Annotated in this window: 24 protein-coding genes; 15 read left to right on the top strand and 9 right to left on the bottom strand. The window is 68.9% G+C overall.

All coding sequences use genetic code 11. The annotated features are described in order from the left end of the window. Position 1: 1 nt before the first annotated feature. Entirely contained in the window at positions 2 to 661 is a 660-nt protein-coding gene (locus ACE11G_RS14715; RefSeq protein WP_222111196.1) for a class I SAM-dependent methyltransferase, read from the bottom strand. 44 nt (positions 662 to 705) lie between these two features. On the opposite strand from ACE11G_RS14715, the gene ACE11G_RS14710 reads away from it, so the two are divergent. Next, positions 706 to 1,671, top strand: a complete 966-nt coding sequence (locus ACE11G_RS14710) for an NADPH:quinone oxidoreductase family protein (protein ID WP_197462931.1) — start codon at positions 706 to 708, stop codon at positions 1,669 to 1,671. Here ACE11G_RS14710 and ACE11G_RS14705 read toward each other — a convergent pair. Both ACE11G_RS14705 and ACE11G_RS14700 read right to left on the bottom strand, forming a co-directional pair. Then, positions 1,616 to 2,650, bottom strand: a complete 1,035-nt coding sequence (locus ACE11G_RS14705; RefSeq protein ID WP_278126164.1) for a TIGR03617 family F420-dependent LLM class oxidoreductase — start codon at positions 2,648 to 2,650, stop codon at positions 1,616 to 1,618. The two genes, ACE11G_RS14710 and ACE11G_RS14705, sit on opposite strands and share 56 nt — an antisense overlap. Positions 2,651 to 2,693: 43 nt before the next feature. After that, on the bottom strand, positions 2,694 to 3,602 hold the full coding sequence (locus tag ACE11G_RS14700; protein ID WP_062367426.1) for an amidohydrolase family protein: 909 nt from the start codon (positions 3,600 to 3,602) through the stop codon (positions 2,694 to 2,696). A gap of 193 nt (positions 3,603 to 3,795) precedes the next feature. Between ACE11G_RS14700 and ACE11G_RS14695 the strand changes: the two genes are divergently transcribed. Both ACE11G_RS14695 and ACE11G_RS14690 read left to right on the top strand, forming a co-directional pair. Then, positions 3,796 to 5,106: an ion channel protein gene (locus ACE11G_RS14695; RefSeq protein WP_375002705.1), complete on the top strand. Its 1,311-nt coding sequence runs from the start codon at positions 3,796 to 3,798 to the stop codon at positions 5,104 to 5,106. A 1-nt stretch (position 5,107) separates the two neighbouring features. Next, positions 5,108 to 6,817, top strand: a complete 1,710-nt coding sequence (locus tag ACE11G_RS14690; protein ID WP_375002703.1) for a SulP family inorganic anion transporter — start codon at positions 5,108 to 5,110, stop codon at positions 6,815 to 6,817. An 8-nt stretch (positions 6,818 to 6,825) separates the two neighbouring features. On the opposite strand, the gene ACE11G_RS14685 is transcribed toward ACE11G_RS14690, so the two are convergent. From ACE11G_RS14685 to ACE11G_RS14665, 5 genes are all read right to left on the bottom strand, one after another. Continuing rightward, entirely contained in the window at positions 6,826 to 7,500 is a 675-nt protein-coding gene (locus ACE11G_RS14685) for a PaaI family thioesterase (protein WP_062367400.1), read from the bottom strand. A gap of 49 nt (positions 7,501 to 7,549) precedes the next feature. Then, positions 7,550 to 7,912 (bottom strand): carboxymuconolactone decarboxylase family protein, encoded by a 363-nt coding sequence (locus ACE11G_RS14680; protein ID WP_062367423.1) that lies wholly within the window; start codon positions 7,910 to 7,912, stop codon positions 7,550 to 7,552. 72 nt (positions 7,913 to 7,984) lie between these two features. Further along, positions 7,985 to 8,857, bottom strand: coding sequence for an NAD(P)-dependent oxidoreductase (locus ACE11G_RS14675; protein ID WP_062367399.1), 873 nt, complete (start codon positions 8,855 to 8,857; stop codon positions 7,985 to 7,987). Continuing rightward, positions 8,854 to 9,585 carry an SDR family oxidoreductase gene (locus tag ACE11G_RS14670; RefSeq protein WP_006894441.1) on the bottom strand — a complete coding sequence of 244 codons (732 nt, stop codon included), beginning with the start codon at positions 9,583 to 9,585 and terminating at the stop codon, positions 8,854 to 8,856. Before ACE11G_RS14670 ends, ACE11G_RS14675 begins: the two co-directional genes overlap by 4 nt. Before the next feature lie 201 nt (positions 9,586 to 9,786). Further along, on the bottom strand, positions 9,787 to 11,268 hold the full coding sequence (locus tag ACE11G_RS14665) for an aldehyde dehydrogenase (RefSeq protein ID WP_278126171.1): 1,482 nt from the start codon (positions 11,266 to 11,268) through the stop codon (positions 9,787 to 9,789). A 63-nt stretch (positions 11,269 to 11,331) separates the two neighbouring features. Between ACE11G_RS14665 and ACE11G_RS14660 the strand changes: the two genes are divergently transcribed. The 8 genes from ACE11G_RS14660 to ACE11G_RS14625 all read left to right on the top strand — a co-directional run bounded on the left by ACE11G_RS14660 (position 11,332) and on the right by ACE11G_RS14625 (position 18,581). Continuing rightward, positions 11,332 to 11,928: a TetR/AcrR family transcriptional regulator gene (locus ACE11G_RS14660; RefSeq protein ID WP_006894443.1), complete on the top strand. Its 597-nt coding sequence runs from the start codon at positions 11,332 to 11,334 to the stop codon at positions 11,926 to 11,928. A gap of 34 nt (positions 11,929 to 11,962) precedes the next feature. Continuing rightward, a complete protein-coding gene (locus ACE11G_RS14655) occupies positions 11,963 to 13,210 on the top strand; it encodes a cytochrome P450 (RefSeq protein WP_039866656.1) in 1,248 nt (415 codons plus the stop codon). Continuing rightward, positions 13,207 to 14,040: an SDR family oxidoreductase gene (locus ACE11G_RS14650; protein WP_375002699.1), complete on the top strand. Its 834-nt coding sequence runs from the start codon at positions 13,207 to 13,209 to the stop codon at positions 14,038 to 14,040. Before ACE11G_RS14655 ends, ACE11G_RS14650 begins: the two co-directional genes overlap by 4 nt. Beyond that, positions 14,037 to 15,437, top strand: coding sequence for a cytochrome P450 (locus tag ACE11G_RS14645; protein ID WP_006894446.1), 1,401 nt, complete (start codon positions 14,037 to 14,039; stop codon positions 15,435 to 15,437). The genes ACE11G_RS14650 and ACE11G_RS14645 overlap by 4 nt, the downstream gene beginning before the upstream one ends. Beyond that, positions 15,437 to 15,628 (top strand): ferredoxin, encoded by a 192-nt coding sequence (locus tag ACE11G_RS14640; RefSeq protein WP_006894447.1) that lies wholly within the window; start codon positions 15,437 to 15,439, stop codon positions 15,626 to 15,628. The genes ACE11G_RS14645 and ACE11G_RS14640 overlap by 1 nt, the downstream gene beginning before the upstream one ends. Before the next feature lies 1 nt (position 15,629). Next, the gene (locus tag ACE11G_RS14635; RefSeq protein WP_006894448.1) at positions 15,630 to 16,220 is read left to right on the top strand and encodes a nuclear transport factor 2 family protein; all 591 of its coding nucleotides are present in this window, start codon (positions 15,630 to 15,632) and stop codon (positions 16,218 to 16,220) included. Continuing rightward, a complete protein-coding gene (locus ACE11G_RS14630; protein WP_006894449.1) occupies positions 16,217 to 17,467 on the top strand; it encodes a hypothetical protein in 1,251 nt (416 codons plus the stop codon). Before ACE11G_RS14635 ends, ACE11G_RS14630 begins: the two co-directional genes overlap by 4 nt. A 169-nt stretch (positions 17,468 to 17,636) precedes the next feature. Next, complete coding sequence (locus ACE11G_RS14625; protein WP_045536642.1) at positions 17,637 to 18,581, top strand: hypothetical protein; 945 nt, start codon at positions 17,637 to 17,639, stop codon at positions 18,579 to 18,581. A gap of 66 nt (positions 18,582 to 18,647) precedes the next feature. Here the strand turns inward: ACE11G_RS14625 and ACE11G_RS14620 are convergent, their stop codons facing one another. Then, positions 18,648 to 19,532 (bottom strand): PaaI family thioesterase, encoded by an 885-nt coding sequence (locus tag ACE11G_RS14620; RefSeq protein ID WP_045536644.1) that lies wholly within the window; start codon positions 19,530 to 19,532, stop codon positions 18,648 to 18,650. A gap of 137 nt (positions 19,533 to 19,669) precedes the next feature. Between ACE11G_RS14620 and ACE11G_RS14615 the strand changes: the two genes are divergently transcribed. Genes ACE11G_RS14615 through ACE11G_RS14600 form a run of 4 tightly spaced genes read left to right on the top strand, consistent with a single transcriptional unit; the run spans position 19,670 to position 24,989 of the window. After that, positions 19,670 to 20,458 (top strand): TIGR03084 family metal-binding protein, encoded by a 789-nt coding sequence (locus ACE11G_RS14615; RefSeq protein ID WP_062367396.1) that lies wholly within the window; start codon positions 19,670 to 19,672, stop codon positions 20,456 to 20,458. 47 nt (positions 20,459 to 20,505) lie between these two features. Beyond that, positions 20,506 to 22,227: an acyclic terpene utilization AtuA family protein gene (locus ACE11G_RS14610; RefSeq protein WP_062367421.1), complete on the top strand. Its 1,722-nt coding sequence runs from the start codon at positions 20,506 to 20,508 to the stop codon at positions 22,225 to 22,227. 3 nt (positions 22,228 to 22,230) lie between these two features. Further along, complete coding sequence (locus ACE11G_RS14605) at positions 22,231 to 23,391, top strand: acyl-CoA dehydrogenase family protein (RefSeq protein WP_045536648.1); 1,161 nt, start codon at positions 22,231 to 22,233, stop codon at positions 23,389 to 23,391. Continuing rightward, entirely contained in the window at positions 23,388 to 24,989 is a 1,602-nt protein-coding gene (locus tag ACE11G_RS14600) for an acyl-CoA carboxylase subunit beta (RefSeq protein ID WP_062367395.1), read from the top strand. The genes ACE11G_RS14605 and ACE11G_RS14600 overlap by 4 nt, the downstream gene beginning before the upstream one ends. Positions 24,990 to 24,995 lie beyond the last annotated feature (6 nt).

Genomic DNA, 24,995 nt, shown 5'->3' with positions numbered 1-24,995 from the left:
CTCAGCGGATCCGCCGCAGGACGCGCAGTGAACCGTGCGCGGACTGCTCGGTGAACCGGCCGGAGTCGAGGGCCTGACGGTAGATCTCGTACGGCGGCCGCCCGCCGTCGTTCGGGTCGGGGAAGACGTCGTGGATGAGGAGTGCGCCGCCGGCGCGGACCCACCCGGACCACCCGTCGTAGTCGTTCTGCGCGGCCTCCATCGAATGGCCGCCGTCGATGAACACGAAATCCACCTCGCGTCCCCAGACCCGCGCGGCGGCGGTCGAGGGCGCGAGCAACCCGAGCACGGTCGATTCCAGCCCGGCGTCGTACATCGTCCGCCGGAAGCGGGCGGCCGTGTCGAGCAGTCCGCTGTGACTGTCGACGAGTTCGGTGTCGTGGTACTCCCAGCCCGGCTGATGCTCCTCCGAACCGCGGTGGTGGTCGACGGTGACCACCAGGGCGCCGTATGCTTCGGCGGCGGCGCCGAGGAACACCGTCGATTTTCCGCAGTAGGTGCCGATCTCGACGCCGATGCCGACCGAGTCGGGCTGCGAGAGATACGACGTCGCCGCCTCGTGCAGTGCGAGGGCCTCATCGAGCGGCATGAAGCCGGGCGCTTCGTCGGCTACGCGCAGACGCTCGTCGGACAGTCCGTTGGTGGGGGAGGTCAATGCCATCGTTCAATCGTATAGACAGGTGTCCGACGGTTACCGTGGAAGTCATGAAAGCACAGGTGATCGTCAATGAAGTGGGCCCGGAAGGCCTGGAACTGCAAGAGATTCCGGCTCCCGAGCCGCAAGCGGGTCAGTACCTGGTGGATGTGCGGTCGTGCGGAGTGTGCTTCCCCGACCTGCTGATGAGCCGCGGCGAGTATCAGCTGCGGCCGCCGCTGCCCTTCGTTCCCGGCACCGAGGTTGCCGGCGTCGTCGCCGCGGCTCCGGAGGGCGGTCGGTTCGCGGTCGGCGACCGCGTGGTCGTCGCATCGATGCTCGGCGGATTCGGTGAGCAGATCGCCGTGGCCGAACAGCAGTTGTTCCCCCTGCCCGACGAACTGAGCTTCGACGAGGGCGCCGCGCTCGGCATCAACTTCCAGACCGCGCTGTTCGCCTTGAAGATGCGGGCGAATCTGCGGACCGGCGAGACCGTCGGGGTGCTCGGTTCCGCGGGCGGCATCGGTGTGGCCTCGATCATCGTCGCCAAGGCACTCGGCGCCCGGGTCGTCGCGGTGGTGCACCGGACCGGCAACGAGGAGATGCTCCGGGCGCTGGGCGCCGACGAGGTCATCGCACTGACCGAGGGGTGGAAGGACCGGGTCCTCGAGCGCACCGGGGGAGGCGTGGACGTGCTGATCGATCCCGTCGGCGGTGAGGTCTTCGACGAGGCGCTCCGCACCGTCGCGCCCGACGGCCGTTTCGTGGTGATCGGCTTCGCCGCCGGCGGCATCCCGACGGTGAAGCTCAACCGCGTGCTCTTCCGGAACATCTCCGTCGTCGGCGCGGCATGGGGCGAATACATCCGGACGCACCCCGAGGTGCCCGGGCTGCTGCACGAGGACATCGTCCGGTTGGTCGGGGAGGGGATGCGACCGCCGGTGAACCACGTCTACGAACTCGCCGAACTGCCGCGGGCGCTCACCGATCTGGCCGAGGGTCGCGTGCGGGGCAAGGCGGTGGTGCGGATCTCGTGACCGCGGCCTCCCGGACCGCGGCGGCGAGGTCCGCGAGCAGGGCCGGATCGGCGCGGTAGGGCGTGTTGAAGCCCAGCCGGTCCACCCACGGTCCGTACCGATCCACCAACTCGGCAGCGCCCGAGCCGATGTCGTCGACGGTGACCGCGACGGCGTCGACCAGCGCGTCGTCGACCATCTGAGCCATCGCCGTCCAGTCGCCTGCGCGTGAGAGCTCGTGCAGCCTGGGGCCGAGCTCGGCGCGGCCGACGGCTTCGAGCACCGGATGGTAGGCGGGCGTGGAGCCGTAGAACGCGACCTGCGTCCGCACGGCTTCGCGCGCCGCCGCGCGGTCGGCTGCGTCGCGCCCGGTGATCACCATCGCCGAGTGGTGGACCTCCGGGACCCGGCGCCGCGCCGACGCCGCGCCTGCGGCCAACGCGGGCAGGGTGGTCTCACGCAGGAACGCGGGCGGGCACAGCGGATGCGAGAGGAATCCGTCGGCCGTCTCGCCCGCGACCGCCGTCATCCTCGGCCCCACGCCCGCAAGCCAGATCGGCGGCGGACCGAAGCCCTCCACCTCTCGCGCGTCGGGCCGGAACAGCGGCGGCATCAGCGTGTGCTGGTAGAACTCGCCGCGGTGGTCGAGGCGGCCGCCCGTCTCCCAGCTGTCCCAGATCGCGCGGATCGCAGTGACCATGTCGCGGATCCGGTCGGCGGGGCGGCTCCACGGCATCCCGTATCGCCGGGTGATGTGCGGCTTGATCTGAGTGCCGAGGCCGAGCACGAACCGCCCGCGTGAATAGGCCTGCAGGTCCCATGCGGTGGTCGCCAGCAGCATCGGGTTTCGGGCGAACGCGATCGCCACCGAGGTCCCGAGCCGTACCCGCTCGGTGCGTTCCGCGGCGAGCAGCAGCGGCAGGAACGGATCGTGGGCGCCTTCGAAGGTCCACACTCCGTCGTATCCGGCCGATTCGGCGGCGGCCGATGCCGCGCCCATCTGCTCCAATCGACAGACGATCGTCGTGTCGACATACACGGTGTCAGCCGATTCCGAAGAGCGCGGCGGCGTTGTCGTGGAACACGCCGCGCAGCCAGCGGTCGCCGAGGTCGAGCCGGGCGCAGGCGGCGAGCGCCTCGGTGTAGCTGTACGGAATGTTGGGGAAATCGCTGCCGAAGAGGATCTTCTCGCCGACGTCCCGGAGCCGGCCGAAGAGCTCGCGGGGGTACGGCGCCGACTCCTCCGAGAACGCGGTGAACGACATCGTCGTGTCGAGCCGGACGTTCTCGTACCGTTCGGCGAGTGCGAGGAAGGGCTCGTACTCGGGGGTGCCCATGTGCGCGACGATGAGCGGCAGGCTCGGGAACCGCCGCAGCAGTTCGTCGATCGGTTCCGGGCCGGTGAACTCGCCCGGTGCCGGACCCGAACCGCAGTGGATCACCACGGGGATCTGCGCGTCGTCGATCCGTTCCCACACGCCGTCGAGCAGCGGATCGATCGGCGAGTACGCGCCGACCTGGATGTGCGACTTGAAGATCCTCGCTCCGGCGTCGATCGCCTCGGAGACGTACGCCGCGGCCCCCTCCTCCGGGTAGAAGGTCGCCGTCTGCAGGCAGTCCGGGTGCGCCGACGCGAACTCCGCCGCCCAACTGTTGAGCCATCGGGCCATATCGGGTTTGTGGGGATAGATCATCGACGAGTACGCGCGCACACCGAACGCGCGCAGCGTCTCGACGCGGCGGTCCTCGTCGGCCCGGTAGGCGATCGGCCACTGCCTGCCGAGCATCGGGCCGGCGGAGTCGAAGTACGCCCAGACCTTGTCCATCACCCGGCGCGGCATGAAGTGGGTGTGCACGTCGATGAGACCCGGAATGCCCAGCTCTCGCCAGATGCGCTGAACGGCTTCGGACTCCTCGGCGGAGAAGGGCTCCATGCGATGATCGTCACACATGGCCTCGACGCTACCGAACGGCCGATCGGTGGCCGGCGGACCGGTGGGAACGATCGAGCCGGGTGGGTCATTCGCCGCGGGTGACGCCTCCGGATCCGCCGGCCCACAGTGACCGACCATTGCAGTGACCGACCATTGGGTTACCGACCATGCCGGACGCGTGGGTCGCGCGACGGGCGACGAAAGGACTGCGATGGACGAAACCGGGTCCTGCGCCGCTGCAACGCCGACGGTCCGGCCGCCGGTCGCGCAGATGATCGCGCTGACCCCTGTCGGGATCGCGGTCGGCGCGTTGTGCGCGCTCGGGCTGTGGGGCGTCTCGGCGCTCGCGGAACTGGTTCAGAAACTGGTCTGGGACGATCTCAGTGCCGCGCTCGGCGTGTCCGGCGACAACGGCTGGTTCATCTTCGGGACGCTCACCGCTGTCGGTCTGCTCGCCGGACTCGTGATCCGGTACCTGCCGGGCCATGCCGGCCCCGATCCGGCGACGGAGGGACTCGTCTCCACTCCTCTCGAAATACGCGTGCTCTCCGGCCTCGTGCTCGCCACCGTTCTGACCCTGTCCGGCGGGGTGAGCCTGGGGCCGGAGAACCCGATCATGGCGATCAACGCCGCGATCATCGTCGGGCTGGGTGTCCGGCTCGTGCCGAAGCTGGGGCAGAAGGAGTGGATGGGGCTGTCGACCTCGGCCACGATCGGCGCGATGTTCGGGACACCGGTCGCCGCGGCGCTGATGCTGTCCGAACTCAACAGCGGCGATCCCCGCGTCCCGCTGTGGCACCGGCTGTACGTGCCGCTCGTCGCCGCGGCGACCGGTTCGTTCGTGATGCTGCACTTCACCGATCTCGGGCTGTCGATGGGTCTGCCGGACGAGACGATCGGCGGTGTGGTCCACGTGCTCCTCGCCATCGGTGTCGCGGCGGCCGCGGCAACCGTCGGCGTGGTCGGTGCCGCGCTCTTCGACCCCCTGCACCGACTGCTGAACACCCGGTTGCCCGGTCCCGTGGTGCGGCTGACCGTGGCCGGGGCGGTCCTCGGCGGCCTCGGTGCGCTCGGCGGCACCATCACCCTGTTCAAAGGCCTCGAGCAGATGAACGAGCTGCCGGGCGAGGTGGCGACCACCACCGCCATGGGATTCTTCGTGTTCGCGGCGGTGAAGCTGTGCGCGCTGCTGGTCGCCGGGGCGTCAGGTTTCCGGGGCGGCCGGATCTTTCCCGCGGTGTTCATCGGAGCGGCCTTCGGATTCGGCGTTCACACACTCTGGACCTCGATACCGCTGACCCTGTGCGTGAGCGCGTCGGTAGTCGGGATCTCGGTGGCCGCTGCGCGCAACGGCTGGCTGAGTCTGTTCCTCGGGTTGGCGATCGTGCCGCAGATGGATCTCATGGTTCCACTGCTCTTCTCCACGCTCGCGGCGTGGCTGGTGGTGGCTAACGCACCGGAATTGAGTGCTCGGCCGGTCGAGATCCGACGAGATTCGCAGAATGCGGAGAGGAACGTCTGAGGTGGCCGTGTCAGCGATCATGCGCCGGATCCGAAAGATCTCGCGGCCGAGACCAGCGGATGCCGTATCCGGTCTGGTGACCGCGTTGTTCTCCATCCCGGAGGGGATGGCGTACGCGTCGATCGGTGGATTCAATCCGGTCAGCGGTCTGTATTCGGGGATGCTCTCGACACTCGTGGGGTCGATGTTCGCCCGGACCGCGTTGATGGTCACCACGCTGACCAGTGCTATCGCACTGTCGTCGCAGAGCGTGCTGTCCTCGGCCGGCCTCGACCCGCACGACGTCGGGAACATCGCGATGCTGACGGTGGCGGTCGGTGCCGTGATGCTGGTGATGGGTCTGCTGCGCGTCGGCGCGATCATGGACTTCGTCTCGAGCGCCGTGATGACCGGATTCACGGTCGGCATCGCCGTACAGATCGTGGCGGGGGTGCTCGGCGACGTCACCGGCTACGACCCGGAACGGCACAACACCGTCGTGAAGTTCGTCGAGGTGCTCGGACACGTGCCCCAATGGTCGGGGGCGTCGGTGGCGGTGGCGCTCGGCACCGTCGCGGTGTGGGGAGTTCTGCAGTTCGTCAGACCGGTCAAGTCGTACGCCACGCTGATCGCACTCGTCGCGGTCACCGCGGTGGCCGCGGTGACCGGCGCCGACACGGAGACCGTCGGTGATATCGCGAAGGTGCCGAACAGTCTGCCGCCGTTCACGTTTCCGGATCTGAGTGCATTCCCGAACCTCGTTCTCGGAGCGTTCGCCATCGCCCTCGTCGGTCTCGCTCAGGCAGCGGGCATCTCGGCGGCGGTGCCGAACCCGGACGGATCGAAGGCGAGTGCGTCCGGGGACTTCTCGGCGCAGGGTGCGGCCAACATCGTCGGCGGCTTCTTCGGATCGCTGCCGACCGGCGGCTCCCTGTCCCGCACAGGTGTCGCGGTCTCCGCGGGCGCGACGAGCCGCTGGGCGGGCGTCTTCGCCGGTGCGTGGCTGGTGGTTCTCGTGCTGATCGCCGGCGCCGCCGCGCAGATCATCCCGATGCCTGTCATCGGGGGACTGCTGTTCGTCATCGGGTTCGAGTTGATTCAGGGTCGATGGGCCGACGTCACTCTGGTTCTGCGCACGGCGCCGCTGAGCGCCGTCGCGATGGTGGCGACCTTCCTCGCGACGACCCAGATCCCCCTGCAGTACGCGATCCTCGTCGGTGCCGGAATCTCGCTGGTGCTCTACTGCGTCCAGGCGGCACGCAGCGCCCGGCTGCTGGCGCTGGTCCGAGACGACGAGGGCTGGTGTCTGGAAGAACCGCCGAAGACGCTGCCCGCCAACGGAATCACCGTGCTGTACTACGCCGGCGTCGCGCTGTTCGCAGAAGTGCCCCGCATCTCAGAGACGTGGCCGGCGCCGCCCTCCGCACCGGGCCGGTTCGTGGTGATTCTGAACGTACGCGTCCTGCCCGACGTGCCGTCGGCGACACTGCAGAAGCTGCTGCGCGCGAAGGCCGAGGCATTGCGGAAGTCGGGCGGGCGTCTCATGCTCGCAGGCGTCAGTTCCGCGATGATCGACGCGGTGACGCGAGCGTGCCTGGTCCGAGCGCTGGGCGAGGAGAATGTCGTGCCCGCGTCCCGGCATGTCTTCGGTGGTCTCGACACCGCCTACGCCGATGCCCAGCGCTGGCTCGTGGAGACCGACGGGAACGGTCCGGACGCAGGTACGTCCTGACCTCGTCGTCAGGCGTCGTGATCTGCGGCGGTCGCTGCACGCAACTTCGCGATCTGATCCCGGGACGGGAGATTCCTCGGTGAGACCATGATTCCCTCCGCCGTCACCGTCGGACCGTCCGCGTCGCAGAGTTCGGCCCGCACGAAGACCTTCCGTCCCTCCGATCCGGTGGTGCGGGCGCGCAGATCGACGTCGCCGAGAGGTGTCGGGCGCAGGTACTTCACGGTGAGCGTGCCGGTGAAGCAGGGGGTTCCGTTGCCGACGCTGGCCGCTTCGCCGAGCATCTGATCGAGCAGCATGGCCGAGATCCCGCCGTGGACCAGGCCGGCCGGGCCCTCGTACGCGGCGCCGAGCCGTACCCGAGCGGTGGCCGTCCCGTCGTCGTGGTGGTCGACCCGCAGCGGGGGAGCGATGGCGTTGCGCACACCCACGGCCGCGTTGCCCCACGGCATGCCGGTGAAGTCGCGGGTGAACGGCACTCCGTAGCTGCCCGGCCTCTGCGCTGCGCGCAGTGAGGCGGTGACCGCGTCGATCCGCCGGCGCGCGTCGTCCAGATCGTCGTCGGGCACCTCGGTGCGGATCACCGCGTCGATCAGCGCGCGGACCGACTCGGTCAGCGGTTCCACCACGGCGAGCTGCGCAGCGATCTCGTCGGCGCTGAGGTCTACCAATCGAAAGTCCATGCCGGTCAGCCTATGGTCGTGCGCGGTCTCGACGGGCGCGGGTTCGGGCTCAGTGCTCGGACTTCCGGTGCTTGCCGGCGACCTCGCCGAACATCATCGTCATCTTGGTGCCCAGCGGCCAGCCGACGTAGTAGCAGAGGAACAGTCCGATCTCGTTCAGCTCCTCCGGCGTGAGTTCGCCGTTGCCGAGCGCCGCCGCCGCCTGGATCTCGGCGACGTCCACCTGACCGTTGGCGGCCAGCGCGCCGAGGAGGACCAGCCTGCGGTCGCGGTGGGTGAGGCCCTCGCGGCTCCACACCTCGCCGAAGACCTGATCGGCGGTGTGCGCGAAGAAGTCGCCCGGACCGTCGGACATCTCCCAGCCGTACACCTCCGACATCGTCGCCAGGCCCTTGCGGCGTCGCTCGGTCATCGGGGGCAGATCGTCTTGCGGGGTCGGGTTCACAATGCTCCTTCGGTTCGGTTCATTTCGCTGCGCGCCGGATCAGCCGTCGCGGCGTGCGTCGTGGGCGGAATGGGGCACACCGAGTCCGGCGGCCAGATCGGTGAGGGCGCGGCGGCCCAGCGGGAGGTCGACGCCGAGCCGGTCGGCCAGGGTCAGTGCCAGGGTCAGGTCCTTCTCGCCGAGATCGCGGACGTGCGTGAAGACACCGAACCAGAAGTCGTCGGGAGCGATCGGCCCGGTGGTGTCACGAAGCATGATCGCGCCCGCACCGCCGGTGATCGCATCGGTGTGCCGGACCACTCGCCCGAGTTGTGCGATGTCGATTCCGGCGGCCTCGGCGAGTCGGGACGCCTCGGCCGTGGCGGCGAAGGAGACGAAGTGCAGCAGGTTGCGGGCCAGCTTCATCCGCGTTCCGTCGCCGGCCGCCGGGCCGGCATGGACGATGAGATCGCCCGCCGGCGCGAGTGCGGCTCTGGCCCGCTCGTAGCCGGCGCGATCGCCGCCGATCATGATCGCCAGCCGGCCCTCCGCAGCCCCGGGGGCGCCGCCGGAGATCGGAGCGTCGAGCACGACGATCCCGTCCGCCGCGCACGCGGCGGCCTGCTCGGCCGCCGTCTCGGGGGCGATGGTGGAGTGGATCGCGATGAGCGAGCCCGGCGCCAGGTGCGGCCGCAGTTGCCCGATCACCTCGCGGACCTGGGCGTCGTCGCGAACGCAGATGCTGACCAGATCGCTGGCGGACGCGAGTTCGGGCAGACCGTCCGCGGTGACCGCGCCCGCATCGACCAGGGTGGCGACGGCATCCGGAGAGAGGTCGAAGACGGTGGTCGGAGCGGATCCGGCCAGGCGCGCAGCCATCGGACCGCCGATGTTGCCGAGCCCGACACAGCCCAGCCGCAGTGCCTCGCTCATGAGCGGATGACCTGTCCGCCGTCGACGTTGAAGATCTGTCCGGTGATCCAGGACGCCTCGTCGGACAGCAGGAACAGACACATGCCGACCAGATCCTGCGGCGTGCCCATCCGCCCCAGCGGGAGCTTGGCGACCATGTCGTCGACCATCGCGGCGGGAGTGGTGGAGCGGGTGGCCTCGGTGTCGATGGGGCCGGGGGCGATCGCGTTGATGCGGATGCGCTGACCGCCGAGTTCGACGGCGAGCTGCTGGGTGAGGCCGTTGACGCCCACCTTGGCCAGACCGTAGAAGCCGCTGTACAGCCAGGCCGCCGTCGACGACTGGTTCACGATCGCCCCGCCGTGCCGCATATGCGGGTAGCAGGCGCGGGTCACGTTGAGCGCACCGTCGAGGTTCACGCTCATGAACTTCTTGTAGTAGTCCCACGGCACAGTGGTCAGGAAGTCGAGTTTCATGCCGCCGTAGATCGCGGCGTTGTTGACGAGCGCGTCGATCTTCCCGCGTTCGTCAACGACGGCCGTCGCGAGCGATGCCGCGGAGTCGGGGTCGGAGACGTCGGTGTGCACGTACATGCCTCCGATCGCGTCGGCCACCGACCGTCCGGCGTCGTCGTTGACATCGGCGATCACCACGTACGCGCCCTCGTCAGCGAGTGCCCGCGCGTAGGCCTCTCCGATGCCTCCGGCGGCGCCGGTGACGATGGCGGTCTTGTCGGCGAATCTGGTCATGTTGTTCCTTCGGGGTGTTGTGGGGTGTGGTCGGGGGTGGAGTTGTGGGGGTGGAGGTTTCGACTCGCTTCGCTCGCTCAACCAGCGGGCGGGGCAGGCCAGCGGGAGAGGTGGGCAGCGGGCGGGGCAGGCCAGCGGGAGAGGTGGGCAGCGGGCGGGGCAGGCCGGCGGGAGAGGTGGGAGCGCGAGGGGCCGACCTCCCTATACGGGTGTGGCGACCGCCTTGATCTCGAGGTACTCCTCGAAACCGGCGCGGCCCATCTCTCGCCCGATTCCGCTCTGCTTGTAGCCGCCGAACGGGACGTCGGCGGAGTACCAGATGCCGCCGTTGACGCCCATCGTCCCGGTGCGGACGCCGTCGACCACAGCGTTCACCCGTTCCGGCGATGTGCCCCACACGGCGCCCGACAGTCCGTAGGGGGAGTCGTTGGCGAGATCGATCGCGTCGTCGTCGCCATCGTGCGGGATGATCACCAGCACCGGGCCGAAGATCTCCTCCTGTGCGACGCGAGCGGAGTTGCCGACGCCGGAGATGAGCGTCGGTTCGACGAAGAAACCGCGGTCCAGTCCGGCGGGCCGGCCACCGCCGATCTCGATCACGCCGCCCTCCTCGCGTGCCAGACGGAGGTAGTTCTCGACGCGCTCCCGCTGCCGGGCGGAGATGAGCGGTCCGCAGACCGTTCCCGGGTCCGTCGGGTCCGCCGCGGACAGGCCCTCCATCGCGTTCTTGGTGAGTTCGACGGCGGCCGCGAGCTTCTCGCGCGGCACCAGCAGACGGGTGGTGATGGCGCAGCCCTGCCCGGCGTGAGTCACGACGGAGAACGCCGCCATCGAACAGGCGGCTGCAAGGTCGGCGTCGTCGAGCACGATGAAGGCCGACTTGCCGCCGAGTTCCAGAAAGACCTTCTTGAGCGTGGGCGCGGCGGCGGCCATCACCCTGCGGCCGGTGTCGGTGGAACCGGTGAACGAGACGAGATCGACGCGGGGGTCGGTGCACAGTTGCTCACCGAGTGCGTGGTCGGTGGAGGTGACGATGTTGACCACGCCCGGAGGGAAGTCGGTCTCCTCGGCGATCACCTTCCCGACCAGCGCGGCGCACCACGGGGTGTCCGGGGCCGGCTTCAGGACCACGGTGCAGCCGGCGGCGAGCGCCGGACCGATCTTGGCGAAGTTGATCTGGTGCGGAAAGTTCCACGGTGTGATCGCGCCGACCACACCGATCGCCTCGGCGCGCAGCTCTCGCCGGTTCTTGATGCCCATCGGGCTCGCCTCGCCGAGATCGGTGATCCACGAATAGCTCTCGGCGAGGTCGGCGAAGTACCCGAGATCGGTGATCGGCCCCACCAGCTGCGGGCCGTGCGTCAGGAACGTGGGACAGCCCACTTCGGCGACCGTCAGCTCCCGCAGTTCGTCCGCGTGCGCGAGCAGTGCGTCGCGCAGTTGCCGCAGGCAGTGGGCGCGGAAGGCGTGGTCGCGCGACCAGTCGGTCCGATCGAAGGCTCGGCGGGCGGCCTCGATCGCCCGATCCATGTCGGACGCGGTGGCTTCGGCCGCCTGGCCGATCACCTCCTCCGTAGCGGGGTTGACGACGTCGAAGACGCCGCCGGAACCGGGGATCAGGGCGCCGTCGACGAGCAGGTCGGTGGCGGTGTCGGGCCTGAGTGGGAGGCTCGCTCGGGTCATTGTCAGAACTCCATCTGGACAGGTGTCTGGACTTCGGTTCAACCGTAGAGTAGCGTGCGTCACATGTCCACCCCAGTCGAGTCCGCCGGTGTCGCGGCCGAGTCCACCCGGCGGCGCCTGAGTCCGCAGCAGGCCGAGAAGATCACCAAGATGACCGAGGCGGCCGTCGAGATCCTCGCCGCGGACGGCTTCGATGCGCTCTCGGTGCGTGACGTCGCGAAGCGCGCGGGGGTGGCGCCGGCCACCGCCTACACGTATTTCAGCTCGAAGAGTCACCTGGTGGCGGAGGTGTTCTGGCGGCGTCTGGCCGCCGGAGTGCCCGAGGTGGACGCCTCCCTGCCCCGGGCCGAGCGCGTGGCGCAGGTGCTGCGCGGAGTCTCGACCGTGGTCGCCGGAGAGGGACAGCTCGGCGGAGCCGTCACCGTCGCGCTGCTGGGCAGCGACCCGGACTCCGAGCACCTGCGGTGGCGGATCGGCGGGTTCATTCACGACCGCCTCGCCGCCGCGGTCGGTGACGACCACCCCGATGCCCCTCGGGTGGTGGACGCCCTGCAGATGCTCTACGCAGGCGGACTCGTCACCGCCGGCATGGGACACCTGACCTACGAAGCGACATCCGAGCGGCTGGTCGCGGCCGCCGCACTGCTCTTCAACGATTGATGGGAATGAGACGTTGACCGTCACCGACACCGGAATGCAGGAGTCGATTCCGTTCGACCCGTACGACTACGACTTTCACGAGGACCCGTATCCGACCTACGCGCGGCTGCGCCGCGACGCGCCGGTGTACCGCAACACCGACGGCGACTTCTGGGCGCTGGCCCGGCACGACGACGTCTCCGAGGCCTTCCGCGACAACGTGCGGCTGTCGAACAGCTGGGGCGTCTCGATGGATCCGACGTCGTACAACGAGAACGCCGAGTACGCGATGAGCTTCCTGGCGATGGACGACCCGCGCCACCTGCGCCTGCGCAAGCTCGTCTCGAAGGGATTCACGCCGCGCCGGGTCAGCGAGCTCGCACCTCGGATCCACGAGCTGACGAATCGGCACTGGGCGCGCTGCGTGGAGATGGGGGAGTTCGACTTCGTCCACGACTTCGCCGGACTGTTGCCGATGGACGTGGTCTCGGAGCTGCTCGGGGTCGGGCCGTCCGACCGCGCATACCTGCGACGGCAGTCGGATCTGCTGATCCACCGGGAGGAGGGCGTCACCGATGTCCCCGAAGCCGCTGTGCGCGCCTACCTGGAGTTGCACGGCTATTACGCGGAGTTGCTCGCCGACCGTCGCAGACGCCCGGGCGACGACCTCGTCTCCGCGCTGATCGGCGCCGAACTCGTCGGAGACGGGGTGGCCGCGGCGAAGGGCGAGCGCACCACGATGACCGACCAGGAGATCATCGGCTTCATGATGCTCATGGTGGTCGCGGGCAACGAGACCACCACCAAGCTGCTGGCGAATTCCGTCTACTGGGGTCATCGCAGCGGGGGGCAGGTGGCGGGGATCCTCGATGAGGTCGGCGCGGGCGCCGATCCGGCGGCCGTCGTCGGGGACTGGGTCCAGGAGACGCTCCGGTTCGACACCTCCACGCAGATGCTGCTGCGGCGCGTGGTCGACGACGTCGAATACGGCGGCTACACCATTCCCGCGGGCGATCGGGTGCTGCTGCTGATCGGTTCGGCGAATCGAGACGAAGAGGTCTTCGGGCCGGACGCGGACCAGTACCGCATCGGCCGTGACAGCAGCCGCACCATCCTCTCGTTCGGACTCGGCACGCACTTCTGCCTGGGAGCGCACCTGGCCCGACTCGAGGCCGACCTCGGCCTCGCCGAGATCGCCCGAACCGTCAAGAGTTTCGACGTCGACGTCGACGCCGCCGAACGCGTGCACTCGGTGAACGTCCGCGGTTTCGCGTCCCTCCCGATGAAAGTGGTCCCCCGATGAGATTTCAGCCCCATCCCGGACGTCGGCCCGTGCTGGTCGCCGGTGCCTCGTCCGGCATCGGCGAGGCCACCGCCCTGGCCCTCGCCGCGGTCGGCCATCCGGTCGCCCTCGGCGCACGCCGTGTGGAGAAGTGTGCCGCGACTGCCGCACGGATCGTCGCCGACGGAGGCGAAGCGGTCGCCGTCGCGCTCGACGTGACCGACGACGACTCCGTCCGGACCGCGGTCGACGCGGCGCAGGAGGCGCTGGGTCCCCTCGAAGTGGTGGTCGCCGGTGCCGGCGATCTCCAGATCGGCCGAGCCCACGAGATGCCGGTGGACGAGTGGGCGGCGCAGATCGATGTGCACCTGGTCGGCGCGTACCGGCTCTACCGCGCGGTGGCGCCCGCGATGATCGCGCGCCGCCGTGGCGACATCGTGTTCATCAGTTCCGACGTCGTCGCCCACCCGCGTCCGTGGTCGTCGGCGTACGTCGCCGCCAAATGCGGTGTCGAGGGCATGGTCGCCACCATCGACATGGAGTTGGAGGGCACCGGGGTGCGCGCCGGTCTGGTGCGGCCCGGCCAGACGATCACGGGCATGGGCATGAATCTCGATCAGAAGCAGACCGAGGCGATGCTCAACGACTGGATCGCGTTCGGCCTGGCCCGGCACGGCAACTTCCTCACACCCGAGAATCTGGCTTCGGCTGTCATGGCGATGATCTCGATGCCGCCCGGCGCGCACATGCGATCGGTCGACGTCGAAGCCGAGGGCGAGCTCGTACCGCCGGAATCGTCCACCCCCGCCCAGCCCGAACCGGTCGCGCATTCGGAAGGAGCACCGGCATGACCACGAGCGCATCTCACACTGAACCCTCTGACCACGCAGCATCCTCCGACCCTGCAGCATCGATCCGCGTATCCGGCGGAGAGGGCGAGCACGGACACCTCGACGAGCTCGCCACCGATCCGATCGGCCTGTTCCGGCGTGTCCGGGCCGAGCACGGCGACGTCGGGATGTTCCAGCTCGCCGACCGGGAGGTGGTCCTGGTGAGCGGTGCGGCCGCGAACGAAGAGTTCTTCCGCGCGCCCGACGAGGTGCTCGATCAGGGCGCCGCGTACCCCTTCATGACTCCGATCTTCGGTGAGGGCGTCGTCTTCGACACCAGTCCCGAGCGGCGCAGCGAGATGCTGCACAATCAGGCGCTCAAGGGGGCGCACATGAAGCAGCACGCGGTCACCATCCCCGACGAGGTGGAACGGATGATCGCCGGCTGGGGCGACGCCGGCGAAATCGATCTGCTCGACTTCTTCGCCGAACTGACGCTGTACACCTCGTCGTCGTGCCTGATCGGACGCAAGTTCCGCGAAGAGCTGTCGGGCCACATCGCGCACCTCTATCACGAGCTGGAGAAGGGCACCGACCCGATCGCCTACGTCGACATGCACGCCGACATCGAGAGTTTCCGCCGACGCGACGCCGCGCGCGCCGAGTTGGTGGAGTTCATCGGCGGCGTGATGGACCGCCGTATCGCGAACCCGCCGGCCGACTCCGCCGACCGGGATCTGCTCGACGTGCTGGTGTCGCTGAAGAACGACGACGGTTCGCAGATGTTCAGTCCGGACACCGTGACCGGCATCTTCATCTCGATGATGTTCGCGGGCCACCACACCACTTCGGGGACGGCGGCGTGGACGCTGATCGAACTGCTCAAACATCCGGACCATCTCGCCGAGGTCGTCGGCGAACTCGACGGGATCTACTCGGACGGCGTCGAGTACAGCTTCGCTGCGATGCGTCAGATCCCGAAGCTGGAAGGCGCGATCAAGGAGGCGCTGCGACTGCATCCGCCGCTGATCATCCTGATGCGCCTGGTTCAGGAGGACTTCGAGGTCGGCGGGGTCACGGTTCGCGCCGGACAGTCGATCGCGGTCTCGCCTGCGGTCTCGAACCGGCTGCCGGAGGACTTTCCGGACCCGGACTCCTTCGATCCCGCTCGGTACGAGCAGCCGCGGCAGGAGGATCTGGTCAATCGCTGGACGTGGATCCCGTTCGGTGCCGGACGGCATCGCTGCGTCGGCGCGCAGTTCGCGATGATGCAGTTGAAGGCGATCTTCTCGGTGCTGCTGCGCAACTATGAGTTCTCCCTGGTTCAGGAGCCGGACAGCTACCGCAACGACCATTCCAAGATGGTCGTGCAGTTGCAGCAGCCGTGCCGGGTGGCCTACCGGCGGCGGGAGCGGTGATGCGCGTCGTCGTCGATCTGGATCTGTGTCAGGGACACGGGATGTGCGAGTTGGAAGCCCCCGACATCTTCGAGGCGGGCCGTGACGCGGTGACGATCCTGAACGAGAACCCTGACGAATCGCAGCGCGCCGAAGTGGAGGCCGCTGTTCGGTTCTGCCCGACCCAAGCACTGAAGATCGTGGAGGAATGACATGGCTTTTCCCCGTGCCGAACTGGACGAGATGAAGCAGCGTTGGCTGGATGCCAACGTCGAAGCCGAGAAGGCGGGCGACTGGCGCCCGCTCGCGGATTTCTACACCGAGGACGCCACCTACGGCTGGAACTACGGTCCGGAGAAGGACTTCATGGCCGTGGGCCGCGACGAGATCCGAGAGATCGCGCTCGGCCAGGAGATGGAGGGCCTGGAGGGCTGGGAGTATCCGTACCAGGCGTGGGTGATCGACGAGCGGACCGGCGACATGATCGGGCTGTGGCGCCAGGTGTACTCCGGCGCCGGGAACCCAGTGAGCGGGCCGATTGACGTCAGCACTCGAGCCGACGGTTCCCACTACGCGGTGCACGGCATCGGCGGGAGCTGGTTCCGTTACGCGGGGAACTTCCAGTTCGGCTGGCAGCGCGACTTCTTCGACTTCGGGAACGTCTCGGCACTGTTCCTGGAGATGCTGACCGATCAAGCCTGCAGTGACGGCATGCTCAAGCGCATCGAGAAGTCCGCGCCGGGGAACCTGCCCGGTTGGTATCCGCTCGGGCAGTCGCCCGTCGGCCTGTGGGACCTGCCGTGAGCCTGGCCGGACTGACCCGCGCGCAGTTGGTGGCTCTGGTCCCGGAGTCGCTGCTGTCGGGCCAGCTGATCGATCGGTCCGGGATGGCACACCTGATCGCGGCGTTCGGCCGCGAGGGCATGACCCAGGTCGCCATCGAGGAGTGGATGGCGGCCAGCCCGGTGTACACGGGGCGGATGCGGACCGCGCTCGGGATCGAGGGCGACGGGGTCGAGGACATGTTCAAATGCCTGCAGCTCGATATCGGTGCGCCGCCGCAGTTCATGGACTTCCGCTACCGGATCGTCGATCGGTACCACGGCTCGTTCGTGCTCGATCACTGCGGCGCGCTTCTCGACGTGGAGCCGATGGGCGACGAGTACGTGACGGCCATGTGCCACGACATCGAGGATCCGACATTCGATGCGACCGCCATAGCGACCAATCGGCGCGCGCGGATCCGTCCGGTGCACCGACCGCCCCGCGTACCCGCGGGCCGGACGCCGCACTGCGAGTGGACGGTGACGATCGAGCCCGACCGCGAGGAGCTTCCGTTGCCGGAGGTTACCGAGCCGACTCTGCGAACCCGGGCGGCGTCGATCGCCCTCAGCCCGATCGACGGGTCCGCCGGCGACGGTCTCGCCGATTACCGCGGTCCGCTCGTCGAGGACCTGGCCTTCGACGAGTTCTCCACCTCCGCACTGGTGCGGATCGCGGAGGAGACGGCCTTGCAGCACCAATTGCTCGCGATCGGATTCCTGGCATCCGTGCGACGCCGGACCGATGCTGCGCGCGCGGACGAGATCCTCGAGAAGCAGCTCATCGGCATCGCGGGGATCACCGCCGAACGATTGTCGGCCGCGCTGTTCGACGGTCGGTCCGACGCGACGGCGCTCGCCGGCGTTTTGAACGCGCACCCGGTGTTCGGCCCCGAGCAGTACACGGGGGTGGTCGCGCAGGTGCGCGAAGACGGTGACGGCGTTCGCGTGCGCATTCGAGTGGATTCGCCTGCGGTGGAGGACGGCGCGTGGATGCGGCTGTTGGCCGCGGGCCGGCTCGGTGCGATCGCGTCGGCGGTGCGGGCGGTCGAGCCGACGTGGGTCGTCGAAGAGAGTGCCGTGAACGGCGACGAACTCGTGGTGACCGTCGGCCGCGGCGATCCGCAGCCCGAGTGCGACGAGGTCGCCATCGTGCGCTTCTCGGCCGGGTCGTCGTTCACCTTCGCCGACCGCGGTCCGTCGAAGCCCCTGCCGCTCTCGGTGGTGTGAGGAGAGGGGCGCGCCTGTGGACGTGTGCCTCGGGTAGACGCGAGGCTCGGCGACAGATCCTCCGTCCCGGACGGGGGATCTGTCGCTGAGTGGCGCTGCTGCGGATGGCGGATCGCGGGCTGTGGACGGCGGATGGAACCGTCTAGGGCCCGGTCGCGTCTAAAGAGATATGTGGCCTGCAGATCGATACGGACTCATCTGGCGCGGCGTCGCCCTGGATTCCGGAGTCACCGAACGCGAGATCCGGGAGGCCGTTCGCAGACACACGCTGATACCGGTGGGACGGGGCGTGTACGTGACGCGTGAGTCGCTCGGTCCGGACCCGGGGCAGGCGCTGCGGGACCGCTATCGGCTCCGGTGCGTGGCGGCCGCTGTCGGAACCGCCCGCGACTGCGGCAACGTGCTCAGCCACGAGTCTGCGGCCGCAGTCCTCGGGCTCGGGACTCTGCGCCCCGATCTCACGAGCATTCACCTCACCAACGGTCGCAGCAACGGCGGTCACCGTCGACCCCACCGCGTGATACACAGCGGGGGACTGCGCGACGACGAGGTCGTCGAGGTCAATGGGCTCGCGGTGACGTCGATCTCGCGGACCGCGGTCGACGTGGCGCTCTCGGTGCCGGACTTTCCGCGGGCCCTGTCGGTCATGGACAGCGCACTGCGGCTCGGTGCGGATCGCGGCGTACTGCTCGCGGAGCTGACACGGCCGCGGCGCGGAGTCGCCCGGGCGCGTCGGGCGCTGCGTCATGCGGACGGGCGGTCGGACAACCCCGGCGAGTCGTGGGGGCGGGCACAGATGATCGAGGCCGGACTGCCAGTTCCCGAGCTTCAGACCCGCTACCGTCTGCCGAGCGGCCGGACGGCGATCTGCGACTACGACTGGGACGGGTCCGTGGTGGCGGAGTTCGACGGTTTCGGAAAGTACCGGCGGGAGATGCGGAAGCCGGATCAGTCGGCTGACGACGTGGTGATCGCCGAGAAGCTGCGCGAGGACGAACTGCGCGCCCTCGATCTGCACGTGGTGCGGTGGACGACCGAACACTTGGCGTCCGGGCAGATGGTGCCGCTGCTGCGGCGGCAGCTGTCGCGGTTCGGGATCGTCCCCGCGGCATAGCGGACGCGAGGCTCGGCGACGAAACCCCCGTCCCGGACGGGGGATCTGTCGCTGAGTGGCGCGACGTCAGACGTCGAAGCGCGCGTCGGCCGTCGCCCGTCCGAGGAGTCGGTCGCCGTCGTACATGCGGGCGTCGAAGAGGCAGAGACGGCGCCCGAGCTTGACCGGCACGACGTCGATGCGCACGCGGCGGCCGTCGACGACGGGCGACCGGTGGAATTCGCAGGTGAAGTCGATCAGCTGGTAGCCGCCGCCGGCGCGGACATTGCGCTGGGCTCCGAACGAGCACGCCTGGGCGAGCATCGCGGCGATCACTCCGCCGTGCATGGTGCCCATGAGGTTGCGCATCCACGGTGCGGTGGTGAACTGCACGTCGACGGAGCCGTCGTCGCCGGTTCCCGTGACGCCGCCGTCGAGGATCTCTGAGATCGGGCCCATCGGGAGCGAACCGTCGATCAGCTTCGCGACCACCTCGGCACCGGAGAGGGACGGGTCGATCCGCTCGACCGCGGGTACGCCGTCGGGTGCGGGCTGTTCCGGATGCCACTGAAGGTCGCCGCTGGTGGGACGACCGACCCGGACGTTGCGAGCGGTGCCGAAGCACACCGTCTCACCCGCGGACCCGGCGATGGTGACCGACGTGGTGCCGAACGCGTCGTCGTGCATGCGGAGGTCGGCGCTCGCGCGGAGCACGTCGTGGGGCGCGGGACGCCGCACCATCGACATCGTGAGCCGTGCCTGCATCGACGACGACGCGGCGTCGAGCCGGTAGAAGGGAACGCCACCGACGTCGTCGAAGAGCACCGTGAGAGCCGGCAGTTCGATGAGGCCGCGGTGATCGGTGACGCCGCTGCCGAGCTTCTGGACCAACACCGGTGCGTCGACGTCGGTGTCCCGGCCGATGGCGAACGTGGTGAACGGGTCGGCGATCGGCGGGGCGTGACTCGTCATGGGTCCGTCCTATCAGGGGACAGCGCGCGGGGCGAAACTCGCGGACTCGGATGAGACCGGTGCCACTCGCGCGGGGTCCGGAAGAGAAACAATCATTCACGCTTGATTTGTTTGCCGATCCGTGTGACGCTGGGCGCATGGCGATCGTCGATGAACTCGTTCAGGCATTGCAGGCGGAATCGGAATCCCTCGACGGCCTCGTCGCGGAGCTCTCCGACGAACAGTGGGCCACCCCGACGCCGGCCCAGGGGTGGACGGTGGCGCACCAGATCGGTCACCTGCACTGGACCGACCGCGTGTCCCTGCTGTCGATCACCGATCCCGCGGGGTTCGGCGACCTCGTCGAGCAGGCGATGGGCGACCCGTCGGGCTTCGTGGACGCGGCAGCGGAGACCGAGGCGGCCAGGCCGCCCGCCGAACTCCTGGCTGACTGGCGCAAGACGCGCGACCGGCTCGGCGGTGCGTTGGTCGCGGTCCCGGAGGGCACCAAGCTCACGTGGTTCGGTCCGCCGATGTCCGCGGCGTCGATGGCGACCGCGCGGATGATGGAGACCTGGGCACACGGTCTCGACGTCGCCGACGCGCTCGGTGTGAAGCGTCCCGAGGGCGACCGCATCAAGAACGTGGTGCACCTCGGGGTCCGAACCCGCGATTTCGCCTACCTGGTCAACGGGCTCGACGCCCCGGCCGAACCGTTCCGCTACGAGATCACCGCGCCGTCGGGCCGGCTGTGGACGTGGGGACCGGAAGACGCGACCGACATCGTCCGCGGCCCGGCGGTGGACTTCTGCGAACTCGTGACTCAGCGACGGCACCTCGACGATCTGAACCTCGAGTTCATCGGCGACGAGGCCGCCGCGTGGTCGCGGATAGCCCAGGCCTTCGCCGGACCTCCCGGCGCCGGCCGAGCGCCCCAGAGGTCCTGAGCGCCGGCCGCACCCGCACCCACACGCGTGAAACACCAGGAGGAATGATGTCCGACGCATCGCGTCCGGTCCGGATCGGCAACGTCTCCGGCTTCTACGGCGACCGCTTCAGCGCGGTCCGCGAGATGCTCGAAGGCGGCGATCTCGACTTCATCACCGGCGACTACCTCGCCGAACTCACCATGCTGATCCTCGGCCGTGACCGCATGAAGAACCCCGACCTCGGTTACGCGAAGACCTTCCTGCGGCAGATGGAGGAGAACCTGCACCTCGTCGCCGAGAAGGACGTCAAGGTGGTCGTCAACGCCGGCGGACTCAACCCGCACGGCCTCGCGGTGGCGCTCAGGGAACTGGTCGACCGCCTCGACGTGGATCGCCGGGTCGCCTTCGTCAACGGTGACGACATCGTCGGGCGGGCGGGTGAACTCGGGCTGGGATCACCGATCACGGCCAACGCCTACCTCGGCGGATTCGGTATCAAGACAGCGCTCGACGCGGGCGCCGACATCGTCGTCACCGGCCGTGTCACCGACGCCTCGCTGGTGGTCGGGTCGGCGGCGTCGGTCTTCGGCTGGGGCTACGAAGACCTCGATCAGCTCGCGGGTGCGGTGGTGGCCGGGCACATCATCGAGTGCAGCGCCCAGGCCACCGGCGGCAACTATTCGTTCTTCACCGAGATCCCGGACATGACGCGGCTCGGCTTCCCCATCGCCGAGGTGCACGCCGACGGCAGTTCGGTCATCACCAAACACGAGGGCACGGGCGGCGCGGTGCAGGTCGGAACGGTCACGGCGCAACTGCTCTACGAGATCGGCGGGCCGCGGTACTACAACCCCGACGCGACCGCGCGGATCGACACCGTCGAACTCGCGCAGGAGAGCACCGACCGCGTGCGGGTGAGCGGGGTGCGGGGAGAGGCGCCGCCGAAGGACCTTAAGGTCTCGCTCAATCACCTGGGCGGCATCCGCAACGAGTTCGAGGTGGTGCTCACCGGCCTCGACATCGAGGCCAAGGCCGAGCTGTTCCAGAAGCAGTTCGAGGCCGCGCTCGGGCAGCGTCCCGCCGAACTCACCTGGGAGCTGGTCCGCCTCGACCGTCCCGACGCCGACACCGAGGAGCAGGCCAGCGCGATGCTGCGCTGCGTGGCCCGCGACACCGACCCCAAGAAGGCCGGACGGCAGTTCACCGGTGCGGCAGTCGAACTCGCGCTCGCGAGCTACCCGGGTTTCACTCTCACCGCACCTCCCGGCAACGGTTCGCCCTACGGCGTCTTCGAGCCCGGCTACGTCGACGCCGCGCTGGTTCCCCACCAGGTGAACCAGCCCGACGGGGTCACCGTGCGAATCGATCCGTCGCCCCTTCGCGCGGAACCGATCGTCGACGAGAGCGTCCCGGCGGCGGCGTCGTCGACCGACTGGGGCGAGACCGTCGACCTTCCGCTCGGCACCGTGGCCGGTGCCCGATCGGGGGACAAGGGCGGCAGCGCCAACATCGGGCTCTGGGCCCGGACCGACGACGAGTACGCATGGCTCGACGAGACGCTCAGCGTCGCCAAGCTCAAGGAACTGCTGCCGGAGGTCGCGGACCTGACCGTGCATCGGTACCCGCTTCCGAATCTGCGGGCCGTCAACTTCGTGATCGAGCAGGTGCTCGGGCGCGGCGTCGCCGAGAACGTCCGCTTCGATCCGCAGGCCAAGGGGCTGGGAGAGTGGCTGCGCTCGCGCGTGGTACCGATCCCGACCCGTTTCAGCAAGACAGAAGGGAACTGATCCGTGCCCATCGCCAGTGACATCTGGGATTCACCGGAACGGCGTGAACTCCGCGCGAGTATCGCCGGTTTCGCCAAGCGGCACATTCTGCCGTATCAGGACGAGTGGGAGCGCGAGGGACTGATTCCGCGCGAGACCCACCTGGCCGCGGCCGAACTGGGACTGTTCGGTCTCGGCGTGCCGGAGGAGATCGGCGGCAGCGGCGGCGACCTGATCGACTCGATGATCCTGGTGGAGGAACTGCACTGTCAGGGCGTCGCGGGCGGCGTCTTCGCCTCGCTGTTCACCCACGGCATCGCTCTGCCGCATCTGATCGCCGCGAACGACCCGGCCCAGATCGACAAGTGGGTCCGGCCGACCCTGGCGGGCGAGAAGATCGGCAGCCTCGCGATCACCGAACCCGGTGGCGGCAGCGACGTCGGCCACCTGCGCACCAGCGCCGTGCGCGACGGGGACCACTACGTGGTGAACGGCTCCAAGACATTCATCACCTCGGCGGTGCGTGCCGACTTCGTCGTCGCGGCGGTCCGGACCGGAGGGCCCGGCGCCGCGGGAGTCTCGCTGCTGGTGATCGAGAAGGGCACGCCGGGATTCGAGGTGGCGCGCAAGCTCGACAAGATGGGCTGGCTCAGTTCCGACACCGCGGAACTGTCGTTCACCGACGTCCGCGTGCCGGCCGCGAACCTCGTCGGTGCCGAGAACTCCGGCTTCGCGCAGATCGCGCAGGCCTTCGTCACCGAGCGCGCCTCGCTGGCGGCCCAGGCGTACGCGAGCGCGCAGCGGTGCCTGGACCTGACCCTCGACTGGGTGCGGAACCGGGAGACCTTCGGCAAGCCGCTCATCTCCCGGCAGTCCGTGCAGGACACGGTCACGGAGATGGCACGCCGGATCGACGTGGCGCGGACCTACACCCGGGCGGTCGTCGAACGGAAGGTGTCGTCGGGCGACGACCTCATCGCCGAGATCTGCTTCGCGAAGAACACCGCTGTCGAGGCGGGCGAGTGGGTGGCGAACAAGGCGGTCCAACTGCACGGCGGAATGGGTTACATGCGGGAGTCGGAGGTGGAACGCCAGTACCGCGACATGCGCATCATCGGCATCGGCGGCGGCACCAACGAGATCCTGACCGGACTGGCGGCGAAGCGATTGGGGTACCAGGCATGACGGTTCTGAGGAGCAAGATCGACACCTCGTCGGCGGAGTTCGCGGCCAACGTCGAGGCGATGAACGCCAAACTGGCCGAACTCGAATTGGAGTTCCGCAAAGTCCGCGCCGGCGGCGGCGAGAAGTACGTCGAGCGGCACCGCAAACGCGGGAAGATGACCGCGCGCGAGCGAATCGAGCTGCTGGTCGACGAGGATTCGCCTTTCCTGGAACTCTGCCCGCTCGCGGCGTACGGCTCGCAGTTCACTGTGGGCGCCTCGGTGGTGGTCGGCATCGGCGTCGTCGAAGGCACCGAATGCCTGATCGTCGCCAACGATCCGACGGTCAAGGGCGGCACCTCTAACCCGTGGACGCTGCGGAAGATCCTCCGGTGCAACGACATCGCCCGGCAGAACCGGCTCCCGGTCATCTCGCTCGTGGAGTCCGGCGGTGCCGACCTCCCGACGCAGAAAGAGGTCTTCGTCCCCGGCGGACGGATGTTCCGCGATCTGACGCAACTGTCGGCGGCGGGCATCCCGACCATCGCACTGGTCTTCGGCAACTCCACGGCGGGCGGTGCCTACGTCCCCGGAATGAGCGATCACGTCGTGATGATCGAGGACCGTTCCAAGGTCTTCCTCGGCGGCCCGCCCCTGGTCAAGATGGCCACGGGTGAGGAGAGCGACGACGAGGAACTGGGCGGCGCCAAGATGCACGCCCGCGTCTCCGGACTCGGCGACTACCTCGCGGCCGACGAGCAGGACGCGGTGCGGATCGGCAGGCGGATCGTCGCCCGCCTCAACTGGCGCAAGCAGGGACCGGAGCCGATCGCCGAGCCGGTCCGCGAACCCCGGTACAGCCCGGAGGAGCTGCTCGGCATCGTTCCTCCCGATCTGAAGATCCCCTTCGACCCGCGCGAGGTGATCGCGCGCGTCGTCGACGACTCCGACTTCGACGAGTTCAAACCCGAGTACGGCACCTCGCTGTGCACCGGCTGGGCCCGGATCCACGGCTACCCGGTCGGTATCCTCGCGAACGCGCAGGGCGTGCTGTTCTCGGCCGAATCGCAGAAGGCCACTCAGTTCATCCAACTGGCCAACCGCAGCAACACGCCGCTGCTGTTCCTGCACAACACCACCGGCTACATGGTCGGCAAGGAATACGAGCAGGGCGGCATCATCAAGCACGGCTCGATGATGATCAACGCGGTGTCGAACTCGACGGTGCCGCACATCTCGATCCTGATGGGCGCGAGTTACGGAGCGGGCCACTATGGCATGTGCGGCCGGGCGTACGACCCCCGCTTCCTGTTCGCGTGGCCCAGCGCCAAGAGTGCGGTGATGGGCGCCGCGCAGCTCGCGGGCGTCATCTCGATCGTCTCCCGTGCGGCCACCGAGGCACGCGGCGGCACCGTGGACGAGGAGGCCGACGCCGGAATGCGCGCCATGATCGAGGCGCAGATCGAGGCCGAGTCGGTGCCGATGTTCCTGTCCGGGATGCTCTACGACGACGGCGTCATCGACCCGCGCGACACCCGGACGGTGCTCGGCCAGGCGCTCTCGGCCATCGCGTCCGCCCCGGTCGAGGGCACCAGCAACTTCGGCGTCTTCCGGATGTGAGGAATC

This window comes from Gordonia sp. PS3 (assembly GCF_041950545.1).
GTDB classification, from domain to species: Bacteria; Actinomycetota; Actinomycetes; order Mycobacteriales; family Mycobacteriaceae; genus Gordonia; species Gordonia sihwensis.
Note: the sequence above shows the minus strand (reverse complement) of the source record. Positions and strands in the feature narration are given on the sequence as shown.

Coding starts and splice junctions, on each gene's coding strand:
- ACE11G_RS14715 (WP_222111196.1), bottom strand. CDS start 661: ATGGCATTGACCTCCCCCACCAACGGACTGTCCGACGAGCGTCTGCGC.
- ACE11G_RS14710 (WP_197462931.1), top strand. CDS start 706: ATGAAAGCACAGGTGATCGTCAATGAAGTGGGCCCGGAAGGCCTGGAA.
- ACE11G_RS14705 (WP_278126164.1), bottom strand. CDS start 2,650: ATGGGCGCGGCATCGGCCGCCGCCGAATCGGCCGGATACGACGGAGTG.
- ACE11G_RS14700 (WP_062367426.1), bottom strand. CDS start 3,602: ATGTGTGACGATCATCGCATGGAGCCCTTCTCCGCCGAGGAGTCCGAA.
- ACE11G_RS14695 (WP_375002705.1), top strand. CDS start 3,796: ATGGACGAAACCGGGTCCTGCGCCGCTGCAACGCCGACGGTCCGGCCG.
- ACE11G_RS14685 (WP_062367400.1), bottom strand. CDS start 7,500: ATGGACTTTCGATTGGTAGACCTCAGCGCCGACGAGATCGCTGCGCAG.
- ACE11G_RS14680 (WP_062367423.1), bottom strand. CDS start 7,912: ATGACCGAGCGACGCCGCAAGGGCCTGGCGACGATGTCGGAGGTGTAC.
- ACE11G_RS14675 (WP_062367399.1), bottom strand. CDS start 8,857: ATGAGCGAGGCACTGCGGCTGGGCTGTGTCGGGCTCGGCAACATCGGC.
- ACE11G_RS14670 (WP_006894441.1), bottom strand. CDS start 9,585: ATGACCAGATTCGCCGACAAGACCGCCATCGTCACCGGCGCCGCCGGA.
- ACE11G_RS14665 (WP_278126171.1), bottom strand. CDS start 11,268: ATGACCCGAGCGAGCCTCCCACTCAGGCCCGACACCGCCACCGACCTG.
- ACE11G_RS14660 (WP_006894443.1), top strand. CDS start 11,332: ATGTCCACCCCAGTCGAGTCCGCCGGTGTCGCGGCCGAGTCCACCCGG.
- ACE11G_RS14655 (WP_039866656.1), top strand. CDS start 11,963: ATGCAGGAGTCGATTCCGTTCGACCCGTACGACTACGACTTTCACGAG.
- ACE11G_RS14650 (WP_375002699.1), top strand. CDS start 13,207: ATGAGATTTCAGCCCCATCCCGGACGTCGGCCCGTGCTGGTCGCCGGT.
- ACE11G_RS14645 (WP_006894446.1), top strand. CDS start 14,037: ATGACCACGAGCGCATCTCACACTGAACCCTCTGACCACGCAGCATCC.
- ACE11G_RS14640 (WP_006894447.1), top strand. CDS start 15,437: ATGCGCGTCGTCGTCGATCTGGATCTGTGTCAGGGACACGGGATGTGC.
- ACE11G_RS14635 (WP_006894448.1), top strand. CDS start 15,630: ATGGCTTTTCCCCGTGCCGAACTGGACGAGATGAAGCAGCGTTGGCTG.
- ACE11G_RS14625 (WP_045536642.1), top strand. CDS start 17,637: ATGTGGCCTGCAGATCGATACGGACTCATCTGGCGCGGCGTCGCCCTG.
- ACE11G_RS14620 (WP_045536644.1), bottom strand. CDS start 19,532: ATGACGAGTCACGCCCCGCCGATCGCCGACCCGTTCACCACGTTCGCC.
- ACE11G_RS14615 (WP_062367396.1), top strand. CDS start 19,670: ATGGCGATCGTCGATGAACTCGTTCAGGCATTGCAGGCGGAATCGGAA.
- ACE11G_RS14610 (WP_062367421.1), top strand. CDS start 20,506: ATGTCCGACGCATCGCGTCCGGTCCGGATCGGCAACGTCTCCGGCTTC.
- ACE11G_RS14600 (WP_062367395.1), top strand. CDS start 23,388: ATGACGGTTCTGAGGAGCAAGATCGACACCTCGTCGGCGGAGTTCGCG.